The 25,271-nt window shown below is 69.0% G+C and carries 24 protein-coding genes and 4 pseudogenes; 9 read left to right on the forward strand and 19 right to left on the reverse strand.

The features are described 5' to 3' along the window. Window positions 1–80: 80 nt before the first annotated feature. On the reverse strand, window positions 81–1,373 hold the full coding sequence (locus ABZ098_RS37085; RefSeq protein ID WP_356598153.1) for a PQQ-binding-like beta-propeller repeat protein: 1,293 nt from the start codon (window positions 1,371–1,373) through the stop codon (window positions 81–83). A 130-nt stretch (window positions 1,374–1,503) separates the two neighbouring features. On the opposite strand from ABZ098_RS37085, the pseudogene ABZ098_RS37090 reads away from it, so the two are divergent. Together ABZ098_RS37090 and ABZ098_RS37095 are read left to right on the forward strand one after the other, a co-directional pair. After that, window positions 1,504–2,225 (forward strand): annotated as a pseudogene (locus ABZ098_RS37090) (IS5 family transposase); the annotation flags it as partial. A 142-nt stretch (window positions 2,226–2,367) separates the two neighbouring features. Further along, complete coding sequence (locus ABZ098_RS37095) at window positions 2,368–3,009, forward strand: superoxide dismutase (RefSeq protein ID WP_356598154.1); 642 nt, start codon at window positions 2,368–2,370, stop codon at window positions 3,007–3,009. A 148-nt stretch (window positions 3,010–3,157) separates the two neighbouring features. Here the strand turns inward: ABZ098_RS37095 and ABZ098_RS37100 are convergent, their stop codons facing one another. The 11 genes and pseudogenes from ABZ098_RS37100 to ABZ098_RS37150 form a co-directional block, all read right to left on the reverse strand. Continuing rightward, a complete protein-coding gene (locus tag ABZ098_RS37100; protein WP_356598155.1) occupies window positions 3,158–3,607 on the reverse strand; it encodes a GNAT family N-acetyltransferase in 450 nt (149 codons plus the stop codon). Between the two features lie 4 nt (window positions 3,608–3,611). Beyond that, entirely contained in the window at window positions 3,612–4,217 is a 606-nt protein-coding gene (locus tag ABZ098_RS37105; protein ID WP_356598178.1) for an ATP-binding cassette domain-containing protein, read from the reverse strand. A gap of 174 nt (window positions 4,218–4,391) precedes the next feature. Beyond that, entirely contained in the window at window positions 4,392–4,751 is a 360-nt protein-coding gene (locus tag ABZ098_RS37110) for a hypothetical protein (protein WP_356598156.1), read from the reverse strand. A gap of 239 nt (window positions 4,752–4,990) precedes the next feature. Further along, window positions 4,991–6,136: a Gfo/Idh/MocA family oxidoreductase gene (locus ABZ098_RS37115; RefSeq protein WP_356598157.1), complete on the reverse strand. Its 1,146-nt coding sequence runs from the start codon at window positions 6,134–6,136 to the stop codon at window positions 4,991–4,993. Window positions 6,137–6,181: 45 nt separating this feature from the next. Then, entirely contained in the window at window positions 6,182–6,880 is a 699-nt protein-coding gene (locus ABZ098_RS37120; RefSeq protein ID WP_356598158.1) for a nitroreductase, read from the reverse strand. 273 nt (window positions 6,881–7,153) lie between these two features. Continuing rightward, the gene (locus tag ABZ098_RS37125; protein WP_356598159.1) at window positions 7,154–7,888 is read right to left on the reverse strand and encodes an NAD(P)-binding domain-containing protein; all 735 of its coding nucleotides are present in this window, start codon (window positions 7,886–7,888) and stop codon (window positions 7,154–7,156) included. Window positions 7,889–7,992: 104 nt separating this feature from the next. Then, the gene (locus ABZ098_RS37130; protein ID WP_356598160.1) at window positions 7,993–8,586 is read right to left on the reverse strand and encodes a helix-turn-helix domain-containing protein; all 594 of its coding nucleotides are present in this window, start codon (window positions 8,584–8,586) and stop codon (window positions 7,993–7,995) included. A 280-nt stretch (window positions 8,587–8,866) separates the two neighbouring features. Further along, window positions 8,867–9,706 (reverse strand): helix-turn-helix transcriptional regulator, encoded by an 840-nt coding sequence (locus ABZ098_RS37135; RefSeq protein WP_356598161.1) that lies wholly within the window; start codon window positions 9,704–9,706, stop codon window positions 8,867–8,869. Window positions 9,707–10,201: 495 nt separating this feature from the next. Further along, the gene (locus tag ABZ098_RS37140; protein WP_356598162.1) at window positions 10,202–10,945 is read right to left on the reverse strand and encodes an SDR family NAD(P)-dependent oxidoreductase; all 744 of its coding nucleotides are present in this window, start codon (window positions 10,943–10,945) and stop codon (window positions 10,202–10,204) included. Between the two features lie 171 nt (window positions 10,946–11,116). Further along, window positions 11,117–12,453 (reverse strand): annotated as a pseudogene (locus tag ABZ098_RS37145) (cation:dicarboxylase symporter family transporter). Between the two features lie 177 nt (window positions 12,454–12,630). Further along, entirely contained in the window at window positions 12,631–13,797 is a 1,167-nt protein-coding gene (locus ABZ098_RS37150; protein ID WP_356598163.1) for a mandelate racemase/muconate lactonizing enzyme family protein, read from the reverse strand. Window positions 13,798–13,906: 109 nt separating this feature from the next. Here ABZ098_RS37150 and ABZ098_RS37155 point away from each other — a divergent pair, with 109 nt between their 5' ends. Further along, a complete protein-coding gene (locus ABZ098_RS37155) occupies window positions 13,907–14,590 on the forward strand; it encodes a GntR family transcriptional regulator (protein ID WP_355894536.1) in 684 nt (227 codons plus the stop codon). A gap of 650 nt (window positions 14,591–15,240) precedes the next feature. Here the strand turns inward: ABZ098_RS37155 and ABZ098_RS37160 are convergent. Together ABZ098_RS37160 and ABZ098_RS37165 are read right to left on the reverse strand one after the other, a co-directional pair. Next, complete coding sequence (locus tag ABZ098_RS37160) at window positions 15,241–15,456, reverse strand: hypothetical protein (protein WP_356598164.1); 216 nt, start codon at window positions 15,454–15,456, stop codon at window positions 15,241–15,243. A 79-nt stretch (window positions 15,457–15,535) separates the two neighbouring features. Continuing rightward, the gene (locus ABZ098_RS37165; RefSeq protein WP_356598165.1) at window positions 15,536–15,913 is read right to left on the reverse strand and encodes an STAS domain-containing protein; all 378 of its coding nucleotides are present in this window, start codon (window positions 15,911–15,913) and stop codon (window positions 15,536–15,538) included. A 151-nt stretch (window positions 15,914–16,064) separates the two neighbouring features. On the opposite strand from ABZ098_RS37165, the gene ABZ098_RS37170 reads away from it, so the two are divergent. Next, entirely contained in the window at window positions 16,065–16,529 is a 465-nt protein-coding gene (locus ABZ098_RS37170) for an ATP-binding protein (RefSeq protein WP_356598166.1), read from the forward strand. 19 nt (window positions 16,530–16,548) lie between these two features. Here ABZ098_RS37170 and ABZ098_RS37175 read toward each other — a convergent pair whose 3' ends face one another. Continuing rightward, window positions 16,549–16,833, reverse strand: a complete 285-nt coding sequence (locus tag ABZ098_RS37175) for an ANTAR domain-containing protein (RefSeq protein WP_356598167.1) — start codon at window positions 16,831–16,833, stop codon at window positions 16,549–16,551. 737 nt (window positions 16,834–17,570) lie between these two features. Between ABZ098_RS37175 and ABZ098_RS37180 the strand changes: the two genes are divergently transcribed. Next, on the forward strand, window positions 17,571–19,019 hold the full coding sequence (locus ABZ098_RS37180; RefSeq protein WP_356598168.1) for a GAF domain-containing SpoIIE family protein phosphatase: 1,449 nt from the start codon (window positions 17,571–17,573) through the stop codon (window positions 19,017–19,019). A 3-nt stretch (window positions 19,020–19,022) separates the two neighbouring features. Then, window positions 19,023–19,394: an STAS domain-containing protein gene (locus ABZ098_RS37185; RefSeq protein ID WP_356598169.1), complete on the forward strand. Its 372-nt coding sequence runs from the start codon at window positions 19,023–19,025 to the stop codon at window positions 19,392–19,394. 210 nt (window positions 19,395–19,604) lie between these two features. Here the strand turns inward: ABZ098_RS37185 and ABZ098_RS37190 are convergent, their stop codons facing one another. Then, complete coding sequence (locus ABZ098_RS37190) at window positions 19,605–20,390, reverse strand: hypothetical protein (protein ID WP_356598170.1); 786 nt, start codon at window positions 20,388–20,390, stop codon at window positions 19,605–19,607. Between the two features lie 1,117 nt (window positions 20,391–21,507). Between ABZ098_RS37190 and ABZ098_RS37195 the strand changes: the two genes are divergently transcribed. Next, the gene (locus ABZ098_RS37195; protein ID WP_356598171.1) at window positions 21,508–22,317 is read left to right on the forward strand and encodes a replication-relaxation family protein; all 810 of its coding nucleotides are present in this window, start codon (window positions 21,508–21,510) and stop codon (window positions 22,315–22,317) included. Between the two features lie 776 nt (window positions 22,318–23,093). Here the strand turns inward: ABZ098_RS37195 and ABZ098_RS37200 are convergent. Both ABZ098_RS37200 and ABZ098_RS37205 read right to left on the reverse strand, forming a co-directional pair. Then, complete coding sequence (locus ABZ098_RS37200; protein WP_356598172.1) at window positions 23,094–23,339, reverse strand: hypothetical protein; 246 nt, start codon at window positions 23,337–23,339, stop codon at window positions 23,094–23,096. A 92-nt stretch (window positions 23,340–23,431) separates the two neighbouring features. Continuing rightward, window positions 23,432–23,821 carry a hypothetical protein gene (locus ABZ098_RS37205; RefSeq protein WP_356598173.1) on the reverse strand — a complete coding sequence of 130 codons (390 nt, stop codon included), beginning with the start codon at window positions 23,819–23,821 and terminating at the stop codon, window positions 23,432–23,434. Here ABZ098_RS37205 and mobF point away from each other — a divergent pair. Continuing rightward, window positions 23,792–24,297 (forward strand): annotated as a pseudogene (mobF, locus tag ABZ098_RS37210) (MobF family relaxase). The gene ABZ098_RS37205 and the pseudogene mobF overlap by 30 nt on opposite strands. Before the next feature lie 275 nt (window positions 24,298–24,572). Further along, on the forward strand, window positions 24,573–24,803 hold the full coding sequence (locus ABZ098_RS37215) for a hypothetical protein (protein WP_356598174.1): 231 nt from the start codon (window positions 24,573–24,575) through the stop codon (window positions 24,801–24,803). A gap of 18 nt (window positions 24,804–24,821) precedes the next feature. Here ABZ098_RS37215 and ABZ098_RS37220 read toward each other — a convergent pair. Next, a pseudogene (locus tag ABZ098_RS37220) lies at window positions 24,822–25,271 on the reverse strand (hypothetical protein); the annotation flags it as partial.

Consider the following 25,271-nt stretch of genomic DNA (forward strand, 5'->3'; position numbering starts at 1 on the left):
CTGTGCCCGCGGTGGATGGGTTCCGTCGACTTTGCACTGTCACTAGCGTCCGTGTAGCGGATGCCGGTCGTACGGGGCTGTCAGTCTTTGTGCACGGGACGCAAGGTCACCAGGTCGTTGCCGTCGCAGTAGGCGAGCGGCCCGCCGGCGGCTTTGTCGGCGGGGCGGAACGCCTGGCAGTCCGATGTGCCCCGCCAGAGGGTGTTGCCCCGGTGGTCCAGCAGGAGCAGGCGGCGACCGTCCTGCCAGAAGCCGCCGGTGACGGACCGCGCCGCGGGGCTCAGCCCGTGGGGGCGGACCAGTTGGTCGGCGCCTGGGTACAGGAGCCGATCCGGGCGGCCGGGCGCGCGGATGATCTCGTTCATGGTGCCGTAGGTGACCAGGTACTCGCCCGGGGCCAGTCGCCGGGAGCGGCGCAGGGTGCCGAAGTAGGGATCGACGACCAGGGTGCCTTTGGCGTCCGGCAGTACCATGTGGTAGCCGACGATCAGGGGGAGAGTGCGGTCCCAGCGGCATCCGGTGCGCGCGTCGCGCGGGGCCTGAGGCTGGTCCCAGACGAAGGTGTACTGCCAGCCGCGGTCCCCGTCACCGGATTCCACCCCGCTGGCGAGGACGGTGGCGCGGCAGCTGCCCTTGGCCGGTGCGGTGACCATGATGATCCGGTCGTTGTCCTTGATGATTCGATCGACGGTGCCGTCGGGCGGCCGCAGCGCCGCCTGCCAGTGAAGCCCGCCGTTGCCCGGGTCAACTGTGCCGACTCGGTCGGGGGTGACCAGATAGGGCCCGCATTGGTCCCTTCTGCGGCCGTCGGCGGTGGCGAGCGCGTCGGCCTGGCAGACGACTCCTACCGCCCCGGACACTGCGTGCGTCCACTGGAGTACACCCGACCAGGCGTCCCAGCCGGTCAGGCGGCAGGATTTGGGGCGGCAGACCGCCGTCAGTATGACGGAGCTGTTCTCCATCAGGAAAACCTGGCTGCCGAGCGGCAAGGCCTGACGCCAGATCAGAAGCCCCCGCTCCGGGTCGAGCCCGGCGATCGCACTCGGACCCCGGCGGCCGTCTCGGCCGCCGACCAATATCACCCGGCTACCACCGCCGAGCACGGAGTGCGCCGCGCCGGGCTGGTGCGAGGTCAACGCGAATTCTGCCGGCAATGCCAGCCGCCAGCCCCCGTTCTCTGCGCCATCCAGGCGGACCAGCGTGCGGCCCTGGCCGAGCAGCCCCGCCGCGGGGTCGTTCAGCGCCCATGTGCCATCGGGGCCCGGCCGCACCGGCAGTGGAACACGCGAGGCTTCTACGGGCACCGCCTCCCCATCGCCGAACATCGGCGGCGACGGGGCGAAACAGCCCGCCACCAGCAGCCCCACCACCACGGCCAGTAGCCCTCGCCGCCACCGATGCCTCATCGCCCCCCCCGGATCCGCCCACACGGTAAGCGCCCGCAAACGTGCTCACCACTCTTCCGCCTCCTTCGTGATGACCTCGTAGCACGAGAGGGTCGGATCAGCTGTATCCCACAGCGACCGTCCGCGCTCACCACGACGCCGCCGGGATGCTCGTTGGCGCGGACGTCATGGAGGCTCTTGAGGAAGCCGCCGCAGAGCAGGAGAAGGCCCGGCAAAAGGGGGACGCGAGGCGGAACAGAACGGGCGGAACGGCGGAAACGGGCCCGAGCGGGAAGAGCGCGACACGTCCGCCGACGACGAAGGCTCCGCCTCAAGGAAGCCCAGCTCGGAAGGTCACGCGGCGGGCTGACCAGCAAGATTCACCTCGCTGCCGACCGCAGGCGCCGGCCTCTGTCGTTCCTTCTGGCCGCCGGGCAGGCTGCGGACAGCCCGCAATTCATCCCCGTGCTGAAGGGGATCCGCGTCCGTCTGCCGGTCGGCCGGCCCCGCACCCGGCCGGGCGTGGTCGCCGCCGACAAGGCCTACTCGTCCCGCGCCAACCGCTTCTACCTGCGAAAACGCGGCATCAAGGCGGTGATCCCTGAGAAGAAGGACCAGGCCGCCAACCGCAAGAAGAAGGGCAGCCGAGGCGGCAGGCCCGTCAGCCACGACGTCGACCTCTACAAGGAACGAAACGCCGTCGAGCGCCTGATCAACCGGCTGAAGGACTGGCGGGGCATCGCCACACGCTTCGACAAGACACCCGAGAGCTACCTCGCCGGCCTCGAACTCCGTGCCTCGATGATCTGGCTCGAAGAACTGTTGCGAACAGCCGATTGATCACGACATCACACGGGCCCTTTAGTTCCAACTGCCCCGGCACGGCCCCGAGTCCTAGGTCCAATGCCTGATCGGCAGTCACACTTCTTGCTGCTAGCGTGCATCTGCGCATCATTCGCAATTATGTCGGAGGACGTTGGACATGCCGGTGTACACGCTCCTGGAACTTCCGTACGACTACTCGGCGCTCGCTCCGGTTATCAGCCCCGAGATCATCGAGCTGCACCACGACAAGCACCACGCGGCCTATGTGAAGGGCGCGAACGACACCCTGGAGCAGCTGGCGGAGGCGCGGGACAAGGAGGCGTGGGGGGCGGTCAACGGGCTGGAGAAGAACCTGGCCTTCCACCTGTCGGGGCACATCCTGCACTCCATCTACTGGCGGAACATGTCCGGCGACGGGGGCGGCGAGCCGCTGGAGGCCGACGGCGTGGGCGAGCTCGCGGATGCGATCACCGAGTCCTTCGGCTCCTTCGCCGGTTTCAAAACCCAGCTCACCAAGGCCGCCGCCACCACCCAGGGCTCCGGCTGGGGCGTTCTCGCCTACGAGCCCGTCAGCGGCCGTTTGATCGTCGAGCAGGTCTACGACCACCAGGGCAACGTCGGCCAGGGCTCCACCCCGATCCTCGTCTTTGACGCCTGGGAGCACGCCTTCTACCTGCAGTACAAGAACCAGAAGGTCGACTTCATTGACGCGATGTGGGCCGTCGTCAACTGGCAGGACGTGGCCCGGCGCTACGCCGCCGCCAAGGAGCGCGGCGACAGCCTGCTGCTCACTCCGTGACGCCGTAGCAGCGTCACACAGACATCCTGCTCGTGATCGTCTTCTCACCCTTCACGTAGCAGGCGGTACAACGGGAGGCTCCCGCAGGCCCGATGCCTGCGGGAGCCTTCCTGTTGCTGCGGCTGGCTTGAGGGGCTGTTGTGTGGTCTCAGGCGGTGGTGAACCGCAGCTCGGGACGCTCCCAGTCGACCTTCGGCGGTGAGGGGGCGACGGTTCCCACACGCACGGCGCCCAGACGGCGGTAGAACTCCTCGGCCGGGGGATGGGAGATCACCCGTACCTCGGTCAGGTCGGCCGCCCTGGCTTGGGAGAGCATGTGCTCGATGAGGAGCCGGCCGACACCCCTTCCCTGAACGTCGTCTGCCACGAACGCCAGGTCCAGCTCCGGTGGCTCCAGCAGCAGAGCGTAGAAGCCCTGGAGTCGTTCGACCGCATCGACGGCCACGAAGACTCGGTGACGGGTGATGTAGTCGGCGGTGACCCGGTAGCCGGAGATGATCGAGGCGTACGGTCCCCGGTAGGCGCCGGAGTTCTGGATCAGCCTGGTGAGGCGGTCTGCGTCCTGGGCAACGGCACGCTTGATCGTCGTGGACTGCATCCGCTTACTCCCCGACTCCTGTGGCGGTCAGTTTCTCCCAGTGGACGGTGCGGTCGCACCAGCGGTCCAGGAGCACTTGGTCGTGGCCGACTGCGAGGAGTCCGGCGCCGGTGGCGGTGCGGTAGTTCTCGACGGCTGCCACCAGGGCCGCTGTGGTGGAGGCGTCGAGCATCGCGGTCATCTCGTCGCAGATCAGCCAGCGCGGCTGCAGGACCAGGGCGCGGGCGAGGCAGGCGCGCTGGAGCTGGCCGTCGCTGACCTCGTGGGGGCGGCGGTCCAGGAGGTCGGGAGTGAGGCCGACGGCCGGGGCCAACTCTGCCAAGCGAACTGGGATTTTGTCGCGGCGGCCGGTTGCGCGCAGGGGCTCGGCGATCAGGTCGGTGAGCCGCAGTCGGGGGTCGGCGGAGAGGCGGGGTTGCTGGAAGACGACGCCGATGGCGGTGCGCAGGTCCCGTGGGGCGCGGTGCCTCCAGCGCCGTGCCGGTTCGCCGTCCAGGACAAGGGTGCCCGACTCGGGGCGGTGTAGCAGGGCCGCGACGCGGGCGAGGGTGGACTTGCCGCAGCCGCTGGGGCCGAGCAGGCCGACGGCCTCACCGGGTGCGACGGTCAGGGAGGCGTCGCGGACGACGTCGCCAGGCCCCCGGTGCGGCTCCGTAGCCGCCGCTGAACTGCATGCCCAGGATCATCTGTCGGCTTGTCATGGGTACTTCTCCAGACCGGGCCATGAGAAACGGAGATTACCTCCGTTTACCTTCTCGAGAACACGGAGGCATCCTCCGAATGGTCAAAAGCTGTGCAGGTGCTGATCTCCGACCGAGTGGTGGGCCGGGACCAGGTGCCGGATCGCTCCTGCGGGCGAAGGAACTACGGCCTGTCGAGGACTCCACGGGGTGTCGTGCAGGACCACGCCCTGCTGCAGCGGAACCCGCTCCGTGCGGAGCTTGTTCACGGGTGCCGCCGGGTCGGCCGTGCCGAAGGAGATACCGAACAGCAGCTTGAGTTCCGCGGGGACACCCAGGAACTCGCGGACGGTGTCGGCGTAGACGCCGAGCACGGTCTGCGGGATGCCGGCCAGCCCCCCCGGGCCGACAGTGAGAGCAGGAAGTTCTGCGGCGTACATGCCGATGTCGCCGGCAGTCCGCACCCTGTCTCCGAGCGCCGGCATGAACAGGAAGGCGGCATGGGGGGGCGCCGTAGAACTCCAGGTTCTCGCGGGACCGTCGCCCTCCGGCCGTGCAGGTCCGAGCGCTCGACGCCCCGTGCCCGGTAGATGGCGGACCCTGCCGCCCTGTTCCGGGATATCGAAGTTGGCGGCCCACCACAGATTCCGGATCCAGCCCTGACATCCGGCAGATCCCTTCCGCCTCTTCTGAAGAGCCCGCGTCAGGGGGCGAGTCGGATGCGTTCGCCGGTGGTTGCGGCGCGTTCGATGCTGTCGAGGAGGCGGTGGCGGCGTACGGCGTGCCCGAAGTCGGGTGCGGTGCGGGTCCCCTCGGTCAAGTCGTCGTGGAGGTTGGCGTACGCGTGGGCCAGGGCGTAGCCGGGTTCGTCGGAGCGGCCTGCAAGGGAGGGGACGCACTCGTAGGTGTCAGGGACGGCGAGTGCGGTGAGTCGGGCGTCGTTGCCGCGGGCGCCGTGCAGGGTGATGGGTGCCAGCTGCAGGTGCCCGCTGGGCGCGGTGACGATGAGATCGCCGTCGGTTCCGTTGATCTCCCAGTGGAAGTTCGTCCCGCGGGAGGAGCCTCCGCGGTAGTGGACGGAAGCGACGGCCCCGGTCTCCAGGACTCCCGTGACCGCGACCTGGTCGGCCGTCGTCATGGTCGTGCTCTCGCCGGTCTCGGCGTTGGTGACGCGGGGGCGGCGGACCGCCGTGGTGGCGGCGATCTCGGTGAACTCACCAAGGACCGTCGACAGCGCGTCGATGGTGTGTCCGAAGGGGATGGTGAGCATGGTGGCCCCGTTGTCCCGGTCGAGCAGGTACTCGCTGCCGGAGGAGAACGTGGGTCCCCAGGCACCGCCGGAGGCGATCATGCTGGTGGACAGCACCTCGCCGACGTAGCCCTCGGCGACCAAGTCGCGCGTATACCGCAGGGCAGAGCTGGCACGGGCCTGGAGGCCCACGAAGCCGCGTACGCCCGCACGGGCGGCGAGCCCCGCCAACTCCTCCGCTTCTGCACAGCCGTTGGCCAGGGGCCACTCGCACAGGACGTTCTTGCCCGCGTGCAGTGCCGCCTCGACGAGCCTCCGGTGGTGGGGGACCTTCACGGTCACCACCACCAAGTCCACTTCGTCGCGACGCACCAGTTCCTCGGCGCTGCCGAAGGCCAGTGGGATGCCGTACTTCTGCCCGGCAGCTCTGGCGGACTCGGCGCTGCTGGCGCTCAGGGCGCGCAGTTCGAACTTTCCCTTCAGCGCTTCCAGGGCCGGCACATGGGCGCGGGCGGCCCAGCCGCCGCGCGCGCTCAACCCGATGATGCCGACGCCCACGGGAGATTGAAGTGGTTCGGCGGCTGAGACGCTGAATGACATGGTGGTGGGTCTTCTCTTCCTGCCGGTGACGAGCGCAGCGGGCTCTTACGCGTCGAGGATGCTGGGGGTGTCGTGCAGGACCACGCTCTGCTGCAGCGGAACCCGCTCCGTGCGGAGCTTGTTCACGGGTGCCGCCGGGTCAGCCATGCCGAAGGAAATGCCGAACAGCAACTTGAGCTCCGCTGTGACGCCCAGGAACTCGCGGACGGTGTCGGCGTAGACGCCGAGCACGGTCTGCGGAATGCCGGCCAGCCCTCGGGCCGCCAGCGAGAGCAGGAAGTTCTGCGCGTACATACCGATGTCGCCGGCCGTCCGCACCCCGTCGCCGAGTACCGGCATGAACAGGAAGGCGGCATGGGGAGCGCCGTAGAACTCCAGGTTCTCGCGGACCGCCGCCCTCCTGCCGTGCCGGTCCGAGCGCTCGACGCCCCGTGCCCCGTAGACACTCGCGCCCAGGGCTTTCGACCGCTCGAGGTAGATGCCCTCCTCGCCGTAGCCGTCGGTGAAATCTGGGGAGGTCCGCCCCTCCTCCTCGGCCCGGAGCAGCTCTTTGGCCAGGGCGTCGCGCGCCGAACCCGAGACGACGTGCACGGTCCACGGCTGGGTGTTGCTGTTCGAGGGGGCCGTCTGTGCGTCTTCCAGCACGCCGCGGATGTCGGAAGGGGACAGGGCGGTGGGCAGGAACCGCCGGGGGGAGCGTCGGGAGCGTGCGATGTCGGTGAAGGCTGATGCGGTGCCGGGCAAGGCGGTTCCTCTCCATGGCGCGCAGTCCCCGCTGCGGCCACCGCGGCGCGGCGCAGTACGGCAGGCCGCGCAAGGAGGCAGCTGGCGTAAGGGCCGGGTGCGGACGCACCCTTGCGGGCACCGGCAGGCTTGCGGATGCTCACAGGCAGCGGCGTGCCGGGACTGCAGGCCGCAGCGCGGGGGACTGTGCGCTCTTCGTGTTCGTCGTGTGTGTTCGTGGCGGGCCGGCGCTGCCGCCCTCGTGCCGTTGCGTGCACGAGAGCCCTGTCGGACTCAGCGGTGGGCGGCGCGGTTCATCTCGACGATGTCGTCCAGGGTGGCCGTGGCCGGGCGGGCGGCGAGGCGCTCCGGGAGGCTGTCGCGGATGGCGGCGTCCTTGGCGCGGTCGGCCGCGGCCAGGGCCGCCGGCAGCTCGTCGAGGGTCAGCTCGGTGCAGTAGGCGGGGCTGTTCGGCTGCTGGCGCCAGGAGTCGGCCAGCGTGCCGGCGTCGTAGGGGTCGAAGCCGGTGTCGTCCACAAGCTGCATCGCCACCCGCCGCGCCTCCTCGGAGTCGCCGGCGACCGGAATGGCGAGGCGGCCGGGCGTTCCGGCCGGCACGCCCCGGGTCCGCTGGGTTTCGGCCAGGGCGGCGTTCCACGCCTTGACCACGGGGCGCCCCAGTTGCTTCGCGTTCCACACGCTCTCGACCTCGCCGTTGTCCACGGCCTCGATCTGCCCGCTCAGGAACGGATAGTAGTTCGAGGTGTCGATGACGACCGTCTCGGCGGGGACCGAGGCGAACAGGCCGGCCAGCTCCCCCGCCACCCCGAAGGGGATGGCCAGGACGATGACGTCCCGGCCCTGGACGGCGTCGGCGAGGTCCGTCGCGCGGGCCCCGGATTCCAGCACCTCCGCCCGGACGGCCTCGGGGCCGCGGGCGTCGGCCACCTGGACGTCGTGACCGGCCGTGCTGAGCTTGGCAGCGAGGTTCCCGCCGATGGCGCCAGCGCCTATGACAGTAATTTTCATGATTTGTCCTTTGGGAGGTTGCACTGCCCCTGAGGGCAGCGCAATGTGAAGGCCGGGTGGGGGTACCACCTGGTGTTGCGGGGGTCAGGGCTGGGGCCCGGCGTCTACGCCTCGGTGTCCCGCTCGCGGTAGCCGCTCGCGATGAGCGTGCGCAGCCGGTCGAGCGGCTCCCCCTCGGTTCCGGTGCCCTTGATCCAGGCGACGGAACAGGCCGCGAGGAACAGGTCGTGCCCGCGCACCGACGCGCGCACGCGCCCCGCGAGCTGCGCGGCTCGCACGTACTCATCGGTGGCGGAGATGAGGATGGCGCAGGGAATCGTGAGCGGGCTGTCCGGCTCCTGCGCCCTGGCCGCGGCCATGAGTGGTTCCGGAAGGCCGCTGTAGGCGCTGAAGTAGTCCTCCATCGCCCGCAGCCACTGCTCCAGCGCCTCGGCGGGGTCGTCGAGCTGCTCGATGTCCGCCTGACGGGCCACCAGCTCCTCGGAGCGCGTCTGCAGCACGGCCGCCAGCAGTGCCTCCCGGGTGGGGAAGTGCCGGTACAGGGTGGCGGGCCCGACGCCCGCCTCCTTGGCCACCGCCTCGAGGGAGGTGCCGACTCCGTGCTGCAGGAAGTGACGCTGCGCGGTCTCCAGGAGAGCAGCGCGGTTGCGCTGGACGTCCGCGCGGGGCTTGCGTCCCCGCAGTTCACCGGCGCTCATGCGCCCTCCTGCCTGTCCTGATCCTGCGGCCACATCAAAACGGATGCTACCTCCGTATGTATTCGAGAGTAAAACGGAGGCAGCATCCGGTCAAATCGGCGGCCCCACCACGGGCCCCGGACATGACAGGGGGCCCACCTGTCCGGCCGCAGCGCGCAGAACAAGAGCCGTACGGAGGTGGGTGGCATCACCAGCGCCCCTGACCGGGTCCGGGACACAGGTCTCCAACTTGTTCGGCCCCTCCTGCGCCGAGCCCTGACCCGTCTCCCGGCCCATGAGGTCAGGGGGTGAGCTGCTGGTGCCCTATGACAGAGAGCAGTTCGAGCTTGCTGTGGCTCTCCGTGCCAGGGCGAGTGGTCAGCACCACCAAGGTCTGTGCGCGGTTCTCGGTGAACAGAACCTGGGCGTCGACGTCGATGCGGCCGAGTTCGGGATGAACGATGGTCTTGCAGTCGTCGTAGCGTTGGGCGACCTCCTGCAGGTCCCACATGCGGACAAACTCGGGGCTGTGTTCCTGGAGTTCGGCGAGGATCCGGGCGGCTCGAGGGGTGTCGCTGCCGGCTGTCAGCGCGGCCCGCAAGCGAGCCGCCTGAGCGCGGCCGTGGCGTTCCTGGGTTTCCTCGGGAACCATCAGCCGTTCGGCCGGGTCCATGAACCAGCGGTAGTAGCCGCTGCGGGCCAGACCGGTGTGGCGGGTCTGGTCGCCGAGCAGCGCCACGGCCAGGGGGTTCATCGCGAGGGTGTCGAACAGATCGGTCTGCACCATGGCCGGGGAGTCGTCCAGACGGTCCAGGACCCGCATCAGCGGCGGGCCGACATGCTCGGAGCGGTGGAAGCGGGCCGGGGCGTTGTGGCCGATGAGGACGAAGAGATGGTCGCGCTCGTCCAGGGACAGCCGCAGCGCCCGGGCGAGAGCCGTGGTGATCTGGACGGAAGGCTGCGGAGCACGCTGCTGTTCCAGCCGGGCGTAGTAGTCGGTGGACATGCCGGCGAGCTGCGCAACCTCCTCGCGGCGCAGTCCCTGGGTACGCCTGCGCGGCCCCTCGACCAGCCCGACGTCGCGGGGCCGCAGCGCTTCCCGCCGGTGGCGCAGGAATTCCGCCAGTTCCTTCTTGTCCATGCCCCCATCCTCGCCGTATCCAGGCCGGCTATCCAGAGACCGCCGATCCATGGCTGAGCACTCCTCTCCCGCCCGCGCGAAGCCGCTCATGAGGCCGACGCCGAGGGCGCTCGCGGCGGGACGACCCGATGGTCCCTTGACCTGCATGACCCGCTGGGGAATTCGCTGACCGTCGGCGGTGCGCCGCAGGCCGCCGGCATGGAAGACGGCCTGCGGCGACGGTCCCCCGTCGACGACGCCCGAGCCTCGTCGCCCGGCCTGGCCGACACGACGACGTCCGCCGTGTCGGACGGGCGCTCGCGTGCCCGTCTGCGCTCAGGACGGAGCCGGGTCGCCTCCCGTGCGACGACCGGGGCGACGCCGAAGACGCTTCCCCTGCCGTTCCGCGTCTTCGGTGAGGCCCTCCCCGAGGCGGTCCAGTCCGCGTTCGTCCATGATGTGACCCGACAGGACCTGCCTGCGTGCCGTTGTGCCGCGTCGGTCACTACAGGTCGGTCAGCTGCTGCTGATCATGGCGAGGACGTTGTCGTAGGAGCCGGTGGCCACCGCGTCGCGGATGAACCTGGCGCCCTCGACGACCAGCTCATTCGCGTCGGGCTTCTCGCGCAGCAGGTCGAGGGCCTGGGTGAGGAAGTCGTCCAACGGCATGGCGTGGTCGTTGTCCTGCTGACCCAGCAGGGTCGTGCGCACGCCCGGCGGGACCACCTCGATCACCTGGACACCGGCACCGGCGAGCTGGATGCGCAGGCTCTCGGAGAAGGAGTGCAGCGCGGCCTTGGTCGCGCTGTAGGTCGGCGTGCTCGGGTACGGGACGAACGCCAGCGCGGAGCTGACGTTCATGACGACCGCGTCGTCCTTGCCCGCGAGCAGGGGCAGGAAGGCGTACGTCATCCGGATCGTGCCGAGCAGGTTGACCGTGACGTGATCCTCGGCGACCGGGAGGTCGGCCGGGTCGAGAAGGTTCTCCCGCAGCATGATGCCGGCGTTGTTGACCAGGACGTTCAGTCCCGGGTGACTCGCCGCCATGGTCTCGCGGGCCCGGGCGATCGAGTCGGGGTCCGCGACATCGAGGACGAGCGCGTCGATGCCCGGGTGCTCGGTGGTGATCTCGTCGAGGAGCTCCTTGCGCCGGCCGGCGACGATCACCTTGTTGCCAGCCTCGTGCAGGCGCAGGGCCAGGCCGAGGCCGATGCCCGAGGTTCCGCCGGTGATCAGGATCGTGTTGCCGGTCATCTTCATGGGGGTCTTGCTCCTTCGGTACGGCGGGCCGGTGAGCGCCCGCGACCTCGACCGTAGGGGCGCCCGCACAGGGGCAGGAGAGGAAGGTTTATCCATGGATCGGAGGTCTCTGCCTGGTGGAGAGGTCCCTGAACCGCCCAGAGGATCCGGTGTCGCTTCGGCGCCCGACGGCTACTTGTCGGCGCCGACCTTGGCGGTGTCCACCTCGCTCTGTGGCGGCGTGGTGGTGCCGGAGTGCAGCACCTTGCGGGCCTGTTCGGTGTCGAAGTCGTTCTCCCACTTGCCGATCACGATGGTGGCGACGGCGTTGCCGAGGACGTTGATGAAGACGCGGCCCTCGTTGAGGATGCGGTCGATGCCGACGATCAGGGAGAGGGCGGCGAGCGGGATGTGGCCGAGCGCGGTGACGCTGCTGGCGAGGACGATGAACGCGCCGCCCGCGATCCCGGCGGTGCCCTTGCTGGTGAGCATCATGACGCCGACCATGATCAGCTGCTGCTGCCAGGACAGGTCGATGCCCATGGCCTGGGCCAGGAAGAGGGAGGCCATCGTGAGGTAGACCGCGGAGCCGTCCAGGTTGAAGGAGAACCCGGAGGGGATGACGATGCCGACCACGGGCCGGCCGACGCCGAGGACTCCAGTTTGCGTACCAGCTGGGGCAGGACGGCCTCGCTGGAACAGGTGCTGAGGGCGACGAGCAGTTCGGCCTTGAGGAAGCGGATGAGGCCGAACAGGCTCAGGCGGCAGGCCCGCATGATGGCGCCGAGGACGACCAGGACGTAGACGACGCAGGTCGCGGTGAACAGGATGATGAGGTAGCCGAGCTGTTTGAGGCTCTCGGCGCCGTAGGTGGCGACCACGGTGGCCAGGGCGCCGAAGGTGCCCAGGGGCGCGAGCCGCATCACCCAGCCCACGATGCGGAAGACGACGTCCGACAGCGCCTTGATGCCGCGGGTCAGCGGTGCCCCTTCCTCGCCGGCCATGTTCAGGGCCACACCGAAGACGATCGAGACCATCAGCGCGGACAGGATCGCGTCCCCGGTGATCGCGCCCAGCAGGGAGGCGGGGATGAGGGAGGAGATGAAGCCGGTGAAGGTGGCGTGCTCGGTGGCGGTCTTGGGCACGTCGTCGGCGTTCAGTGACGAGGGGTCGACGTGCAGGCCGGAGCCGGGCTGGAAGATGTTGGCGACGACCAGTCCGATCAGCATGGATACCAGGGACAGCACCAGGAAGTAGCCGATCGCCTTCACGCCGATCCGGCCGGCCTTGCGCAGGTTGTCCATAGAGGCGATGCCGGTGGTGACCACGCAGAAGACGACCGGGATCACGATCATCTTGACCAGCGCAATGAACCAGTCGTTGAGTGGCTTCAGGTCCTCACCCAGGCCGGGCGCGAGGATGCCGACGGCGATACCGAGGACGGCGGCCAGGACGACCTCGAACCACAGCTCCCGTATGAGACGGCTCAGCCGTGACCGCTGTGGGCGGCCCGTGGTGGTGCTTGTCATCGTTGGTGCTCCTTTGCACGACGATCGTGTGTGGCCCTGTCCCGTGGGGGGGTGCGGGGGACGCGACGCGGCTCGCGGGCCCCCGATCTCGTGTGTGGCGCCCCTATCCGGCTCTATCCGGCGGCGCCGGCCGACGGCGCCCGCCCGGTGGCGGGCGCGTCCGCGGTGGGGTGGCGGTCAGCTGTGCAGGGCGCGCAGCACCTTGTAGAAGGCGGCCTTGCTCTCGAAGCCGATGCCGGGGGTGTCGGTCAGGCCGACGCGGCTCTTCTCAACGACGGCATCGTCGGCGAAGCCGCCGGTGGGCTGGAACTCGCCCGGGTAGGACTCGTTGCCGCCGAGCTTGAGGGCGGCGGCGATGTGCAGGGAGAACTGGTGCCCGCCGTGCGGGATGCAGCGCCTCGATGACCAGCCGTGCTGGCGGAGCATGTCCTGGATGCGCAGGTACTCCACCAGACCGTAGGAGAGCGCGGGGTCGACCTGGATGGTGTCGCGGTCGGGGCGCAGGCCGCCGTAGCGGATCAGGTTGCGGGCGTCCTGGAGGGAGAAGAGGTTCTCGCCCGTGGCGATGGGGCCGGTGTAGTGCTCGGCGACGGTGGCGTTGAGGTGGTAGTCGAGCGGGTCGCCGATCTCCTCGTACCAGAACAGCCCGTAGGGCTCGATGGCCCGCCCGTACTCCAGGGCCGTGTCGAGGTCGAAGCGGCCGTTGACGTCGACGGCCAGCCGGGAGCCGTCGCCGTCCAGGACGTCGATGACGGCCTCGATACGGCGCAGGTCCTCCGCCAGGTCGGCGCCGCCGATCTTCATCTTGACGACGTCGTAGCCCAGGTCGAGGAAGCCGCGCATCTCGTCCTGGAGGTCGGTGAGGGTCTTGCCGGGGGTGTAGTAGCCGCCGGCGGCGTAGACGAAGACGGAGTCGTCGGGCTGCCCGTCGCCGTAGCGCTCGGACAGATACCGGTACAGCGGCTTGCCCTCGATCTTGGAGGCCAGGTCGAACAGGGCCATGTCCACCACACCGACCGCGACCGAGCGCTCGCCGTGCCCGCCGGGCTTCTCGTTGTTCATCATCACGTCCCACGCCTTGGCGTGGTCCAGGCCGCCCCGCTCGTCGAGCAGGCTGCCGGGCTCGGCCTCGAGGAGGCGGGGCAGGATCCGGCGGCGCAGGATCTCCCCGGCGCTGTAGCGGCCGTTGGAGTTGAAGCCGTAGCCCACCACGGGCTTGCCGTCCCGGATGACGTCGCTCTCGATCGCGACGATCGAACAGTCCATGGAGCTGAAGTCGATCCAGGCGTTGCGGATCGAGGAGCTGATCGGAACGACGCCCTCGTAGACGTTGGTGATCTTCACTGCGAAGCCTTTCTCATATCTTATAAGATGCGACGCCTGTTAGACTGAGCCGGTCCGATGCGGGATGTCAAGGGGTGGGAAACCTCCGGAAGGGCACGGTCAGGGGGCTATGGCAGGGCAGAACCTGTTCTTCAGCAAGAGTGACCTCGCCTACGCGGAACTCCGCGATCGGATCCTCTCCGGCACTCTCCCTGCCGGGTCACGGCTGGCCCAGTACGACCTCGCCGAATCCCTCAACATGAGCATCACGCCCCTGCGCGAGGCCATCCGTCGCCTCAGCAGCGAGGGACTCGTCACCGTGGAGACCCATCGCGACGTCCGGGTCTCGGTCATGAACTCGAACGAAGCCCGCCAGCTCTTCGAGGTACGTCTGTCCCTGGACCCGACCGCCGCCGAACTTGCCGCCCAGCGGCGGACCGACGACGACATCGCCACGATGCAGGCCGCCGTTGACAAGCTCCTTCCCGTCACCCGTCAATGGGGGGAGGAGGCACTCACGGCCCACCGCGCCTTCCACCAGGCGCTGTACCGCGCCTCGCACAACGACGTACTCATCCGTCTCCTGGACGACCTGTGGGACAAGTCCGATCGCTACCGGCGCCTCGGCCTCGAACTCCCTCCCGGTGACGAACCCCGCACCCGGGACCTACAGGAACACCACCAACTTGTCTCCCTGATCGTGGACGGCCGTGCCGCCGAAGCCGCCCAGCTGATGCGAGGCCACATCACCCACAGCCTCACTGCCACCGCCATCAGCGCCCTCGAAGACCGCGAGGGCATTCGCGTGACGTGACGCGTGGTGAGCCGGCCTCCTGACACCACCGGGCCGCCGGGTGTGGGTCCAATCGTCCGGCGGGCGAATAGTGCAGCTCTCGAATACTGACACTCCACCAGTGCTCCCACACCACCGCCGAAGGGCTGATCGGCGGCGTCACCGGCGCCCTGGCCTCGCCGGCCACGCTGCTCCTGCGCCGCTACGACGCGCTTGGGTACGGCTCGGGCTGCTCCTGCTGTTCGGGAACCTTTGGCACTCTCTACGCAGCCAGGACGCTGACACGACACCGCCCGGCGTGGTGCCACGTAGCGACAGGGATGCCGAGGTCGGTGAACGGGCCACGGTCATGCGGACAACGGACAAGATTGAACCCTGTCCATAACTTCGGCTCCCCCGCCCAGCCCGGCCGCAGCTCGGGTCCGGCCACGGGAGTGCTCAGCATCGGTTCTGGCAGCGTCCACGTCACCCCGGATCCCTTCCACAGGGCACTGCGATGCTGTCGCGCCTGGAGTCGCCAGCGGTGCGGCCGGGTATGTCGAATCACCCGCGCGTGGCTGTGTCACTTCCCGTAGATGCGGTTTCGAGGTGAAGTCGGGAGTCACTCCGGCGACTTTTTCATGATCAATGTCAGTGAGAGTGTCGCTCGGCTTGGGTGAGGCGTTCGTTCGTCACGTTTCCCAGACGGTCGGGCCTCCGCCGATCCACTCGACCAGATCCGAGGCGGCGATCTCGTCCTCTTCTCCCACGTCGAGCCCGGCGCGATGGAGGAACACGACTATGTCCCACAGGCCGTAGGCGCGGCCGACGTCGTAGTTGTGGATATGCACCAACCGGCCGCCCCGACTGTCGGGTGGGCCGACGGTCACCGGTCGCATGGGTGCCATGGTGAACATTTTCCGCCGTGATGGTGCCGGGCATCGTGGCTGACGGGTTGTAGCCGTGATGCGGTCACCGTTCTACGGCTCAGGGGCTGAGCGCTTCGCGAAGGGTGGCATGGCAGTCGATGAGGGCGTCGAGGCCGACGATCTGGATGGTGCGTATGACGGAACTGGTGGGTGCGGCCAGGCGTATCCAGCCACCGGCGTCGGTGGCGCTCTGGTGGGCGGCGATGAGGAGGTTGATGCCGGTGGAGTCCATGAAGGTGACCTGGCGCATGTCGATTACGAGGCGTGGCGGCGGCGTGGCGGGGACGTCGAGTGCCTGGCGCAGCGTTTCGCATGTGTCGTAGTCGATCTCACCGGCGACAGTGAGGATGCGGATGCCCTCGCTGGAGGTGTCCACGATCGACAGCTGGTCTGGCTGCGGAGCTTGTTCGGTGTCCGGCATCTCGTCCCCAGTCATGGCGGTGATCCTGGCACACCAGCGCCTTCACCTGCAGTGCCGCCCCTGGAGAGAGCGGGTAATGCCTTGATGTCGAAGGCGTAAAGCGCGTGCTGGGGGTACGCGTGGGGTGTGAACGGGGGAGAGAGGGACCACGATGCCATCAGTTCCCGTGAGTGAGCACGTCCCGGCGCCGGGGGAGCAGGCCATACAGACCACGGTGGCCCTGGAAGGCGACGGTACGTGCATCGCCCGCGCCCGCCATCTCGCCGCCGGCTTCCTCACCCGTGTGCAGGCCGAGCACGGCCTGCCGGTCTCGCAGCGCGCCATGGACCTCACCCAGCTGGTGGTCAGCGAACTGGTCACCAACGCACTAAAGTACGCGCCGGGACCAGTCCTGCTGGACCTGCGGATCGCCGGCGACGCCGTCGAGGTGATGGTGTGGGACAGCGATCCGGTACTGCCGGTGCCCCGGGCCGCCGACGTAGGACGCGTAGGCCAGCACGGCCTGGAGATCGTGATGGCCGTCGCCCAGGGCTTCCAAGCGCAGCGCGAGCCAGTGGGCAAGCGCATCACCGCCCGCATCGCCCTCCTGGATGAACCCGGCAGCGCCATCGCCGGATCGCGGCCCCTGTAGAGGCGCGGGCCTGCCCCGGTCAGGCAGGGCGTGAGGCGGCCTGGCGGGCCAGCGCCGCGTGCAGTTCTCCGAGAAGGACATCGGGCAGCGCCGCGCCCTGACCGTGGTTGAGGACCTGTTCAGCGACCTGGGTGAGTTTGATGTTGGTGTGCTGGGAGACCTCCCGCAGCACCGTGAAGCCATCGCCCGGCGGTATCTGTCCCAGGACGGTCAGGACACCGATGGCCTGGTCGACGACGGCGTGCGAGGCGAGGGCCTGCCGCAGCTGCCGGTTCTCCGCCCGCAACCGTTCCCGCTCTTCCATCAGCTCATCCGCCGACACCGATGCGGACTGAGGACGGGGAGGGACGGACGAGGCCAAGGCAATCACCGGAAACGACAGCGGACAGGGGCACGCTCACACGCCTGCCCGGGTTTCCTGTCAGCATCCATCCGATTCCAACGCGTCACTACGCGGGGGCGCCCCGGCCGTAGCGTTCCGGAGGACACCCGCGAGGGCTTGCTTCCCCGCAGGGTGTGTCTGTCGCCTAATCCACCCGTCGGGGGGAGCTTTTCAGCCCGTGCCGTTGAGAAGAGCTCACCTCGCGGAGCTCGCTCTGGGCACCTACCGGTGCCGGGCGATCCCGGAGGCGGCTGCCCGTGCGGCCGCCTCCGGCGCGCAGTGGATCAACACTCCCTGGCCCGCATCCTTCGGAAACAGCCGCTCATCGGCGGAGACGAGCGTTCCAACCTCCGACTCGCCAACTACCGTGCAAAGAAGCCGCCATCCATAGATCGAAGCCGCCCTCTGACCAGCAGCGCCGTACGTGCGGCCCGCCAGGTAACGCTCAAAGTCACAGCTGTCCTCTGACATCGGACGTGGACCGATTGCCATTGGAGTCGGACCAGCTCTTGCTGGTATTGGCGTGTTCATGTGGAGATACAGCGTGGACGGGTGGTTGATGCGCGGGAGGCAGAGGCGGATTTCGCTGCTGTCGTAGGGTCGGTGGTCGAGGACTGGGCGCTGGGACCGGTTCCGTCGCGAAGGACAGGAGCCGAGCGATGGCAGGTGCCCCCGAGGCTTCGCTGGATGAGCCGCGGCTGAGGCGAATACCGCCGGCCGCGGTGGAGGCGGCGCGGATGGAAGCGGTGCGCCGCTACGACATCCTCGACACGCCGCCCGACGGGGCGTTCGACCGGGTCGCGGCGATGGCCGCCCGACTGTTCGATGTCCCCGTGGCCAGCGTGACGATCGTCGATGCCGACCGGATCTGGTTCAAGGCCATTCACGGCCTGGAAGGGGTCGCGGAGATTGGGCGGGACCCGGGACTGTGCGGGTCGGCGATCCTCCGCGATGACGCGCTGGTGATCCCCGACACCCTCACCGATCCGACCGCCTGCACCAATCCGCTGGTCACTGGTCCTCTGGGAGTGCGGTTCTACGCGGCGGCCCCGATCATCACCGCCGACGGCTACCGGCTGGGCACGGTCAACGTCCTGGACACGAAACCGCGTCTGATCACCGAGGCCGACACCGAAACCCTGGCCGACCTGGCCGCGGTGGTTCTGGACGCCATGGAGTTGCGACTTTCGGGCCTGCGGCTGCTGCGCGAGGAACAGGAACGCCGCAAGGCGCAGGAGGAGGCGCGGACGCGGGCCGAGCGGGACACGGAAGCGATCACCGCGTTCGCCACCACCCTCCAGCGCACCCTGCTGCCTCCCGTGCTGCCGCCGGTTCCGGGGCTGGAGCTGGCCTGCCACTACCAGACCGCCTCGCCCCGGGACGTCGGCGGTGACTTCTACGACGTCTTCTCCCTGGGCGGACAGCGCTGGGCGTTCTTCCTCGGGGACGTGTGCGGCAAGGGCGCCGAAGCCGCCGCCGTCACCTCGCTGACCCGCTACACCCTGCGCGCAGCCGCCCAGCACCACGACGATCCCACTGAAGTCCTCGACGCCCTCAACAGCGCCCTGCTGCTCGATCCGTCGATGGGCAGCCGGTTCTGCACCTGCGTCTTCGGCACCCTGCAGCCCGCCGCAGACGGCGGTTTCAGCGTGACCGTGGCCACGGGAGGTCATCCCCCCGTCTTCCACATACAGCACGGGGATGACGGCGCGATGGTGGTGAACGGGGTACGCCCCAAGGGCGGCATGCTCGTGGGCGCACTGGAAGGCGCCCGGTTCGCCTCCCACACCTTCCACCTCGCCCCGGGCCAGGGCCTGCTGCTCTACACCGACGGGCTCACCGAGGGCCGCCTGCCGGACGGGACCATGCTGGGTGAGGAAGGCGTGGCCGCCTTCCTCACCACCCGCACCACCCCCGGCGCCGGCCGCCTGATCGAGGACACCATCGCCCTCATCAGCGACCTGCCCACCGGTCTCGGTGACGACGTCGCCCTGCTCGCGCTGTCCGTACCCCTGGCACAGGCCACTGAGCAGACGGCCGCCGCATCGACGGCCCGCACCCTGGCCACGCCCATCGCTGGCGCCGCCCGCGCCGACCAGGAGCGCTGACCCGTGACCGACAACCTCACCCTCACCACCACCCACACCGACGGACACCTGGCGGCCCTCTGCGTCGGCGGAGCCATCGACACACAGACCGCTCCCGCCTTGCGCAAAGAAGCACTGGACCTCATCGCCCAAGGACACCCGCACCTGATCCTGGACCTGACCGAGATCACCTTCTGCGACTCCTCCGGCTTCAACGCCCTGATCGGCATCATGCGCTGCGCAATGGCCGCAAACGGCTCCCTGACCCTGGCCGCGGTCCCCGACCGCCTGTACCGAATGCTCGATCTCACCGGCCTGAGCACCCTCATGCCGTCCTACCCCAGCATCGAGGCCGCGATGAACGCCCGCCTCCCTGCCACGCCCGAGCCGGCCTGACCCCGCCAACCCAGCGGCCCGATCCAACCTCAGTGGCAAACCGTCCAAGTTCAACGGCAGAGGACAGCCGCTGATCTGTCGCACCGAGGTTGAGCGTTCTCACCGAAGGTTGAGCGCGTTCCCGGCCACCTCGATACTCAGCCCGTGCGTGGCCGAGAAGGCGGTCGAGGCTGTCAGCGGGTGTTTCTGGCATGGGTCTTTTCAGGGCGGTCACTGGGCGCCCTTGGTGAATAGGGATCGTTCGAGTGCGGATCGGATGGAGCCGGAGGCGCTGTCGCTGGCCGGGGTCAGGGCCAGTGCGGCTGTCATGAGTAGCAGCACGCGAACGCCTCCGCCGGTGGCGCTGTCCACTCCGGGCAACAGCGGGACGGCTACGGCGAACGCCACAAGGACGAGACTTGAGCCAGTACGGCGCACGAGCCGGGTGCCCCGTGACGTCGGCGGCTCAGCAGCACTGTGTTGCATGAGGGCCGTTAGGTCGCCCGTTGCGAGGGCGAGGACACCCGCCCGCAGCGAGGCCGCGATCGCGTCGTACTCCTGAGATGTGCGCACCTGAGTGATCGCGCGGTCGTGGCGTCGGATCAGCTCTGCAAGGGCTACGTGGAACTGTCTCGCCTGGCGTCTTGCCGCGACTTCCGTGATCGAGGTTCTACGTCGAACGGTAGCGGTGTCGTTGGCGGCTTCGATTGCGATGGCAAGCCGGATCTTGATGTTTCGCGGGTCCCACCACTGGACCCGCAGTTGGAAACACGCCGATACGGCCGCCGTTAGTTCGACCAGCACAGCGTCGAGTGGACGAGGCCGATTTTGCTGCCGATATCTGCGGCTGAGGAATTTTTCAACCACGCGAAGCCAGCGGACCTCTTGCAAGCCCAGGAGCGCACCGAACAGCCCTGTTGCAGCAGTGATCAACTGCTGACCTGCGGGGGCGGATAGCGCGCTCTCAATGGTCAGCCAGGACGCCACAGCAGCGACGAGAACAGTGGCCAGCATCATTCCCGGTACAAACCAATAGGCAATCTGTGGATGCGCAACCCGCCGCGTTATGCCTCGGAGGCCGAGCCGACGGAAGAGAGACAACCTCGCGCACGTCGTTCCGGGCAACGAAAGTAACGCTCAGACATATGGCAGCCCAGGTGGCCGTGGGAAAGAGCCACCACGGCGCGCCGTTGGAGCCGCCGGTGCCCGTCGCAAACAGCGCGGCTACCACGCCGGCGGCGGCAGCGGCTGCCGCCATCCCGACGGCCGTAACCACGGTGGCGACGTAGTTGGCAACGAACTGCAGGCTGACTGGGTAGCGGAGGCGGATCCAGGCGTGCAGTACGGCCATCTGGACACTGTGTCGCTCTCCGTCGCTGAGATCGGGAAATGCCTGGGCATACGAGCGCATCTCTGATGCAACTCTCCGTAACCGCGTTGCTTCGCGGTGGAGGAGCTCGTCGTTGCTCATGATCCGCATGCGGCTGAGTCTCCCCAAGGTGAGCCCGCCACAAGCTTGTTGAGCGACCTGGAGCTGAACGACGCGTAGCCCTACACAAGCGAGCCTTTGGTTGGCTGCTATCACCGTGGGCTCGAAGGTGCTGGTACAGCGCGTGCTGGACTGTGTTGCCTGCCTGGCAAACCCGGAACTTGATCAGGTTGCTCAACCTTCGATGCGTGAGACGGCCACCGACCAGTCTTCGCTGCGAACGCTCAACCTTCACTGCGACAGATCAGCCGTGCCCGCCTGACGATCACGGCTCGGTAACGGCACTCAGTGGAGTGTCACACCGTCGACTTTCACGACACCTCTAGCAGGTGATGGGGGATTCCATCCGGGCCCCCGCGTCACCTGCGTGAGGAGCCTTGTCATGACGGACACCAGCAGCGCCCGGCAGCCGCGCCTGACCTGGTCAAGGGGTGCTGAACGCCCGTCGGGCGGCCCGGAATCCAGTGCCGTGAACGGTGCCGCGAACGATTCCAACGTCGTTCCCATCACCGCAGCTCACACCGCCCGACAAGGGGCCTCCCGGCACGCTGACACCCTCTCCCTTCCCCTGAGACGTCAGCGAAGGGGAAGAAGTCCACTCCGGCCAGGAAGGTGCGTGCCGATGCGCTGCGGATGCTGGGGTGCATGCGGATAGCCACGGTCCGGCAGATGGCTCAGGTGATCACCAAGGAAGACGCCGACGGCCGGTCGTACGTGCGCAGGGCGATGAACAAGCTGGCGGAGCTCGGCTTGGCGGAGACGAACGGCAAGGACGGACGGCACCCGATCTGGAACCTGACCCCGGCGGGACAGAAGGCTCTGGCCGACGGCAACGAGCTGCCTCCCCGCCCGAAGGCCGGCACCGGAGCGAAGGCGGTGAAGGCAGGGTTCGGTCCGCACGGCGTCGCGGTGACGGACATGATCCTCGCCTTCGGTGGTCGCAAGCACCTGACCGACTGGCAGGTGGAGGTCAACCACGCCATCAAGGAGACCGGCCTGAGCTTCAACACCGACGCCGTCCTCACGCTGCCGACCAAGAGCAGCGAGGTGCGCCTCTTCGAGCTCGACAACGGCACCATGTCCCAGGCCCGGCTCGCCAAGGAGGTCTGGGACTACGAGCGCTACGCCGGGCACCGCGTCTGGGAAGGCGCCCGCGGCACGATCGGCAACACGTTCCCGTTCTGGCAGCGCCACCGCTACACCCGCTCCCAGACCTTCCCGCAGCTGCACGTCGTCCTGGCGGGCAAGGAGGAGCACCTGCTCGACAACCGCCTCCAGGCGCTCGCCGACGACGTGAAGGGCATCGCCGTCGCGGTCTGGGTGAACACCCTGCCCCGGCTCCAGCGTGGCCAGCCCTCGCCGTACGTCAGCCAGGTGTCCGACCGCTCGGACTCGGGGAGCCGGCCCATGAGGGCGTCGGCGGCGGTGAGCGCGGCGCGGGCCTGCTCGCTCTGATGGTTGAGGGCGTAGGCGCGGGCGGCGACGGCGGCCGCCAGCACCGCGGCGGCGGTCGGCCTGGTGCCGGCCGCCTGCCGGGCCTGTTCGGCGAGGCTGGCCGCTGCCCTCGGGGCGCCGTAGTTGAGCGGCACCATCGCCTCGCGGGCGAGGACCCAGGCGTGCAGCTGCTGGTCGCCGGATTCGGCGGCGGCCCGGGCGGCGGTGGCGAACCAGGCACGGGACTCCCGGCGGCTGCCCAGATCATGTAAGACGATCGCGGTCATCCCGGCCATCTGCCCGGCCGTCCGGCACAGCCGCGCCCGTGCCGGTGCGGGCTGCGGGACGGTGAGGAGCGGGCGCAGGGTCGTGAAGTCGGTGACCAGGTCGGCCAGTACGCGGGTGGGCGCCTGGCCGTGGTAGCCGTACCCGTAGCTCTCGGCTGCAGCCTCGAGGGCGGCCAGGTCCTGGGGAGTGCCGGGGGAGAGGGTCTGGTCGACGTCGGTCCGGGCGGCGGTGAGTGCGGCGAGAGCCGGAGCGGTGAGGCCGGCGGCCAGCGCGCCACGCAGCAGGTTGCGGCGCTTCATCGGATCGTCTCCATGGTCGGCTCCGTGCTGTGAACGGAGGTGTCCTCCCAGGGTTGCGCAGCAAGCCCCAGTAGGACACCGGGAATGCGCAGTCCGCTGGAGATTCGCTCGACAGTCGTCAGCGCGGTGACCGATGTGGTGCCCCGGGCGATCTGGCTGGCCCGCTCGGCTGGTGAAGTCCCGTTCGCGCAGGCCGACAGGGGGAAGTGATCAGCCTGCCCATCCGATGTCGGGGACCTCGATCGCGCCGGCGTGCGGCATGTACTGGAGCCAGCACTGGCGCCCGAACGCCTCGCGGATCTCCTCCACGGAGCCCGGATCGCGGACATCGGGCCAGGCCTGCGGATCTATCCGGGCGACCTCGACGAGCGCCATCACCTCCTGGCGGGCCCGGTCGTTGGGCAGCTGCGCCATGACCTCTACCGCGAGTTCCTCCACCACCACGCCGTACCGCATTCCGCGCACCCCCGTGTGATCGACTCGGGCAGCAGCGTACGGAGGAACCGCCGATCGCGTTCCGGCCTGTGGCTAACCCGCGTTCGTGCTGCTCAACGGTTTCGGAGCGCGGCGCGGATGGCTTCGACGTGGGGCCGGATGAAGGCCCGTGCCCGCTGTTCGGCCTCAGCGTGTTCTTCGGCGGTCAGAGCCCGCCGTACGCAGAGTTCGGTGATCTCGACTTCGTACGTGCGGTAGTCGTCCGCGGGCCGGGGCAGCGGGACGGAGTACAGGTGCCAGCCGTGCGCGGTCGCCCGCCACAACTGGCGGTCGCCCTCGGCGAGGCTGCCGTAGTGCTCGATGAACATCGCCACGACGTCCGCGGTGAAGTACGTCGACGGCTGGTCGCCGCCTCGAGGCGCGGTCTGGCCGCGCTCGGGCTCACCGCGGGGGAGACGGTGACGGAGCGGCAGATGGAGCTGCTGTTCGGGGAAGGCCGGCATCCGGACGCCGACCGTATGGAGCGTGAGCTCCTGGACGACGGCGAGGACCCGGAGATGGCGCGGCTGGCCACTGTCCTAGGTCAGCCGATCGAGGAGATCGAGCAGCGCAAGCAGAAGCCGCTGCTTGCCCTGGACTTCGTGTTCCGGCCGCAGGCGTCGCTGGTCGTGCTGTGGGCGCTGGGGGATGAGCGGACGCGCCGGGTCATCGAGCGAGCGCACGAGCGGGCCGTCGCCGCGACGCTGCGCTGGCTGGAGGATGAGGTAGCGGAGACCCGGTGGGCGTCCGGCCGGGAGCGCGCGAAGGCCCCGGCCCTGGTCGTCGCGGCGTTCCGGCACTACGACAACAGGAACGGATTCCCCTCCTGCATGAGCACTGCCTGATCGCGAATCGGGTGCAGCGCCCGGATGGCTCCTGGTATGCGCTGGACACGGTCCGGCTCTACCAGCACATCGTGGCGGCCGACGCGCTGTACTGACCCCGGCCCCGGATCAGCTCTCCTACACCGCCGACTTCGCCTGGCCCATCCGCTGGTGGATCGCCGGCACCGACGGGAAGCCGCCGCGGGAGTCATCCCGGTACGAGCGGGCCCGGGTCGCCAGCCTCGCCCTGCAGAACGCGATCCGCGCCGCCCTCACCGCCCCGCCCGCCGTACGGGATGAAGCCCCGGCCGCGACCGCTTCAGCCACGCCGCCGGGCGCCGAGACTCCAGCACAGCAGGCCGCCGCCATCCAGGCCCACCAGCAGGCCGCGATGCCGCAGGAGTATCTGGAGGGCCGTACGACGGACCCCGCGACGTGGATGACGCCGCAGAACCTCGCCCGAATCGCCGCGCACACCCGCGCAGCAGAGGCCCGAGGCCGCATGGTCGAAGAGCAGGTGGACCAGACGAAGCAGACGCAGCTGGCCCCGGCCGCCGCCCCGGGCCGTCAGCACCACACGCCCCGGCCGGACCCGGGCAGGGGAGCAGCCCCCGGCCAGTGAGGGGACGCCAACCGATCGTCAAGTGAGGAGCACGAAGAGATACACGCCGCGCTCACTCGCTAAGGCAACGTCGGGACCGCCCGGCCCCCAGCCGCATGAGTGCAGCCGTGCATCTGCCCTTGCGACGGCCACGGTTCGTTGCCTGCTGACACTCCAGATCCGCAGTTCCCCATCGATGCTGGTGGTGGCGAGCCAGGTGCCGTCCGGGCTGATTGCCACGGACCCCACTGGGTTGGTGTGGGTGAAGGTGGCGGTGCATCGTCCGGTGGCGCGGTCCCAGATCCGCACCGTCCGGTCGCGACAGGCGGTGGCGAGCCAGGTGCCGTCCGGGCTGATCGCCACGGACTCCACCGAGCCGGTGTGGCCGATGAGGGTGGCGGTGCATCGTCCGGTGGCGCGGTCCCAGATCCGCACCGTCCGGTCGCGACAGGCGGTGGCGAGCCAGGTGCCGTCCGGGCTGATCGCCAC

It is taken from the genome of Streptomyces sp. NPDC006335 (assembly GCF_040612795.1).
Taxonomy (GTDB): Bacteria; Actinomycetota; Actinomycetes; order Streptomycetales; family Streptomycetaceae; genus Streptomyces.

Excerpts from the sequence above, each read along its gene's own strand:
- ABZ098_RS37215 (WP_356598174.1), top strand. The coding sequence starts at position 24,573 with ATGCCGCAGGAGTATCTGGAGGGCCGTACGACGGACCCCGCGACGTGG.
- ABZ098_RS37205 (WP_356598173.1), bottom strand. The coding sequence starts at position 23,821 with ATGCCGGCCTTCCCCGAACAGCAGCTCCATCTGCCGCTCCGTCACCGT.
- ABZ098_RS37125 (WP_356598159.1), bottom strand. The coding sequence starts at position 7,888 with ATGAAAATTACTGTCATAGGCGCTGGCGCCATCGGCGGGAACCTCGCT.
- ABZ098_RS37140 (WP_356598162.1), bottom strand. The coding sequence starts at position 10,945 with ATGAAGATGACCGGCAACACGATCCTGATCACCGGCGGAACCTCGGGC.
- ABZ098_RS37160 (WP_356598164.1), bottom strand. The coding sequence starts at position 15,456 with ATGGCACCCATGCGACCGGTGACCGTCGGCCCACCCGACAGTCGGGGC.
- ABZ098_RS37100 (WP_356598155.1), bottom strand. The coding sequence starts at position 3,607 with ATGCAGTCCACGACGATCAAGCGTGCCGTTGCCCAGGACGCAGACCGC.
- ABZ098_RS37155 (WP_355894536.1), top strand. The coding sequence starts at position 13,907 with ATGGCAGGGCAGAACCTGTTCTTCAGCAAGAGTGACCTCGCCTACGCG.
- ABZ098_RS37130 (WP_356598160.1), bottom strand. The coding sequence starts at position 8,586 with ATGAGCGCCGGTGAACTGCGGGGACGCAAGCCCCGCGCGGACGTCCAG.
- ABZ098_RS37165 (WP_356598165.1), bottom strand. The coding sequence starts at position 15,913 with ATGACTGGGGACGAGATGCCGGACACCGAACAAGCTCCGCAGCCAGAC.
- ABZ098_RS37190 (WP_356598170.1), bottom strand. The coding sequence starts at position 20,390 with ATGATGCTGGCCACTGTTCTCGTCGCTGCTGTGGCGTCCTGGCTGACC.
- ABZ098_RS37175 (WP_356598167.1), bottom strand. The coding sequence starts at position 16,833 with ATGGAAGAGCGGGAACGGTTGCGGGCGGAGAACCGGCAGCTGCGGCAG.
- ABZ098_RS37095 (WP_356598154.1), top strand. The coding sequence starts at position 2,368 with ATGCCGGTGTACACGCTCCTGGAACTTCCGTACGACTACTCGGCGCTC.
- ABZ098_RS37135 (WP_356598161.1), bottom strand. The coding sequence starts at position 9,706 with ATGGACAAGAAGGAACTGGCGGAATTCCTGCGCCACCGGCGGGAAGCG.
- ABZ098_RS37180 (WP_356598168.1), top strand. The coding sequence starts at position 17,571 with ATGGCAGGTGCCCCCGAGGCTTCGCTGGATGAGCCGCGGCTGAGGCGA.
- ABZ098_RS37200 (WP_356598172.1), bottom strand. The coding sequence starts at position 23,339 with ATGCGGTACGGCGTGGTGGTGGAGGAACTCGCGGTAGAGGTCATGGCG.
- ABZ098_RS37115 (WP_356598157.1), bottom strand. The coding sequence starts at position 6,136 with ATGTCATTCAGCGTCTCAGCCGCCGAACCACTTCAATCTCCCGTGGGC.
- ABZ098_RS37195 (WP_356598171.1), top strand. The coding sequence starts at position 21,508 with ATGCGGATAGCCACGGTCCGGCAGATGGCTCAGGTGATCACCAAGGAA.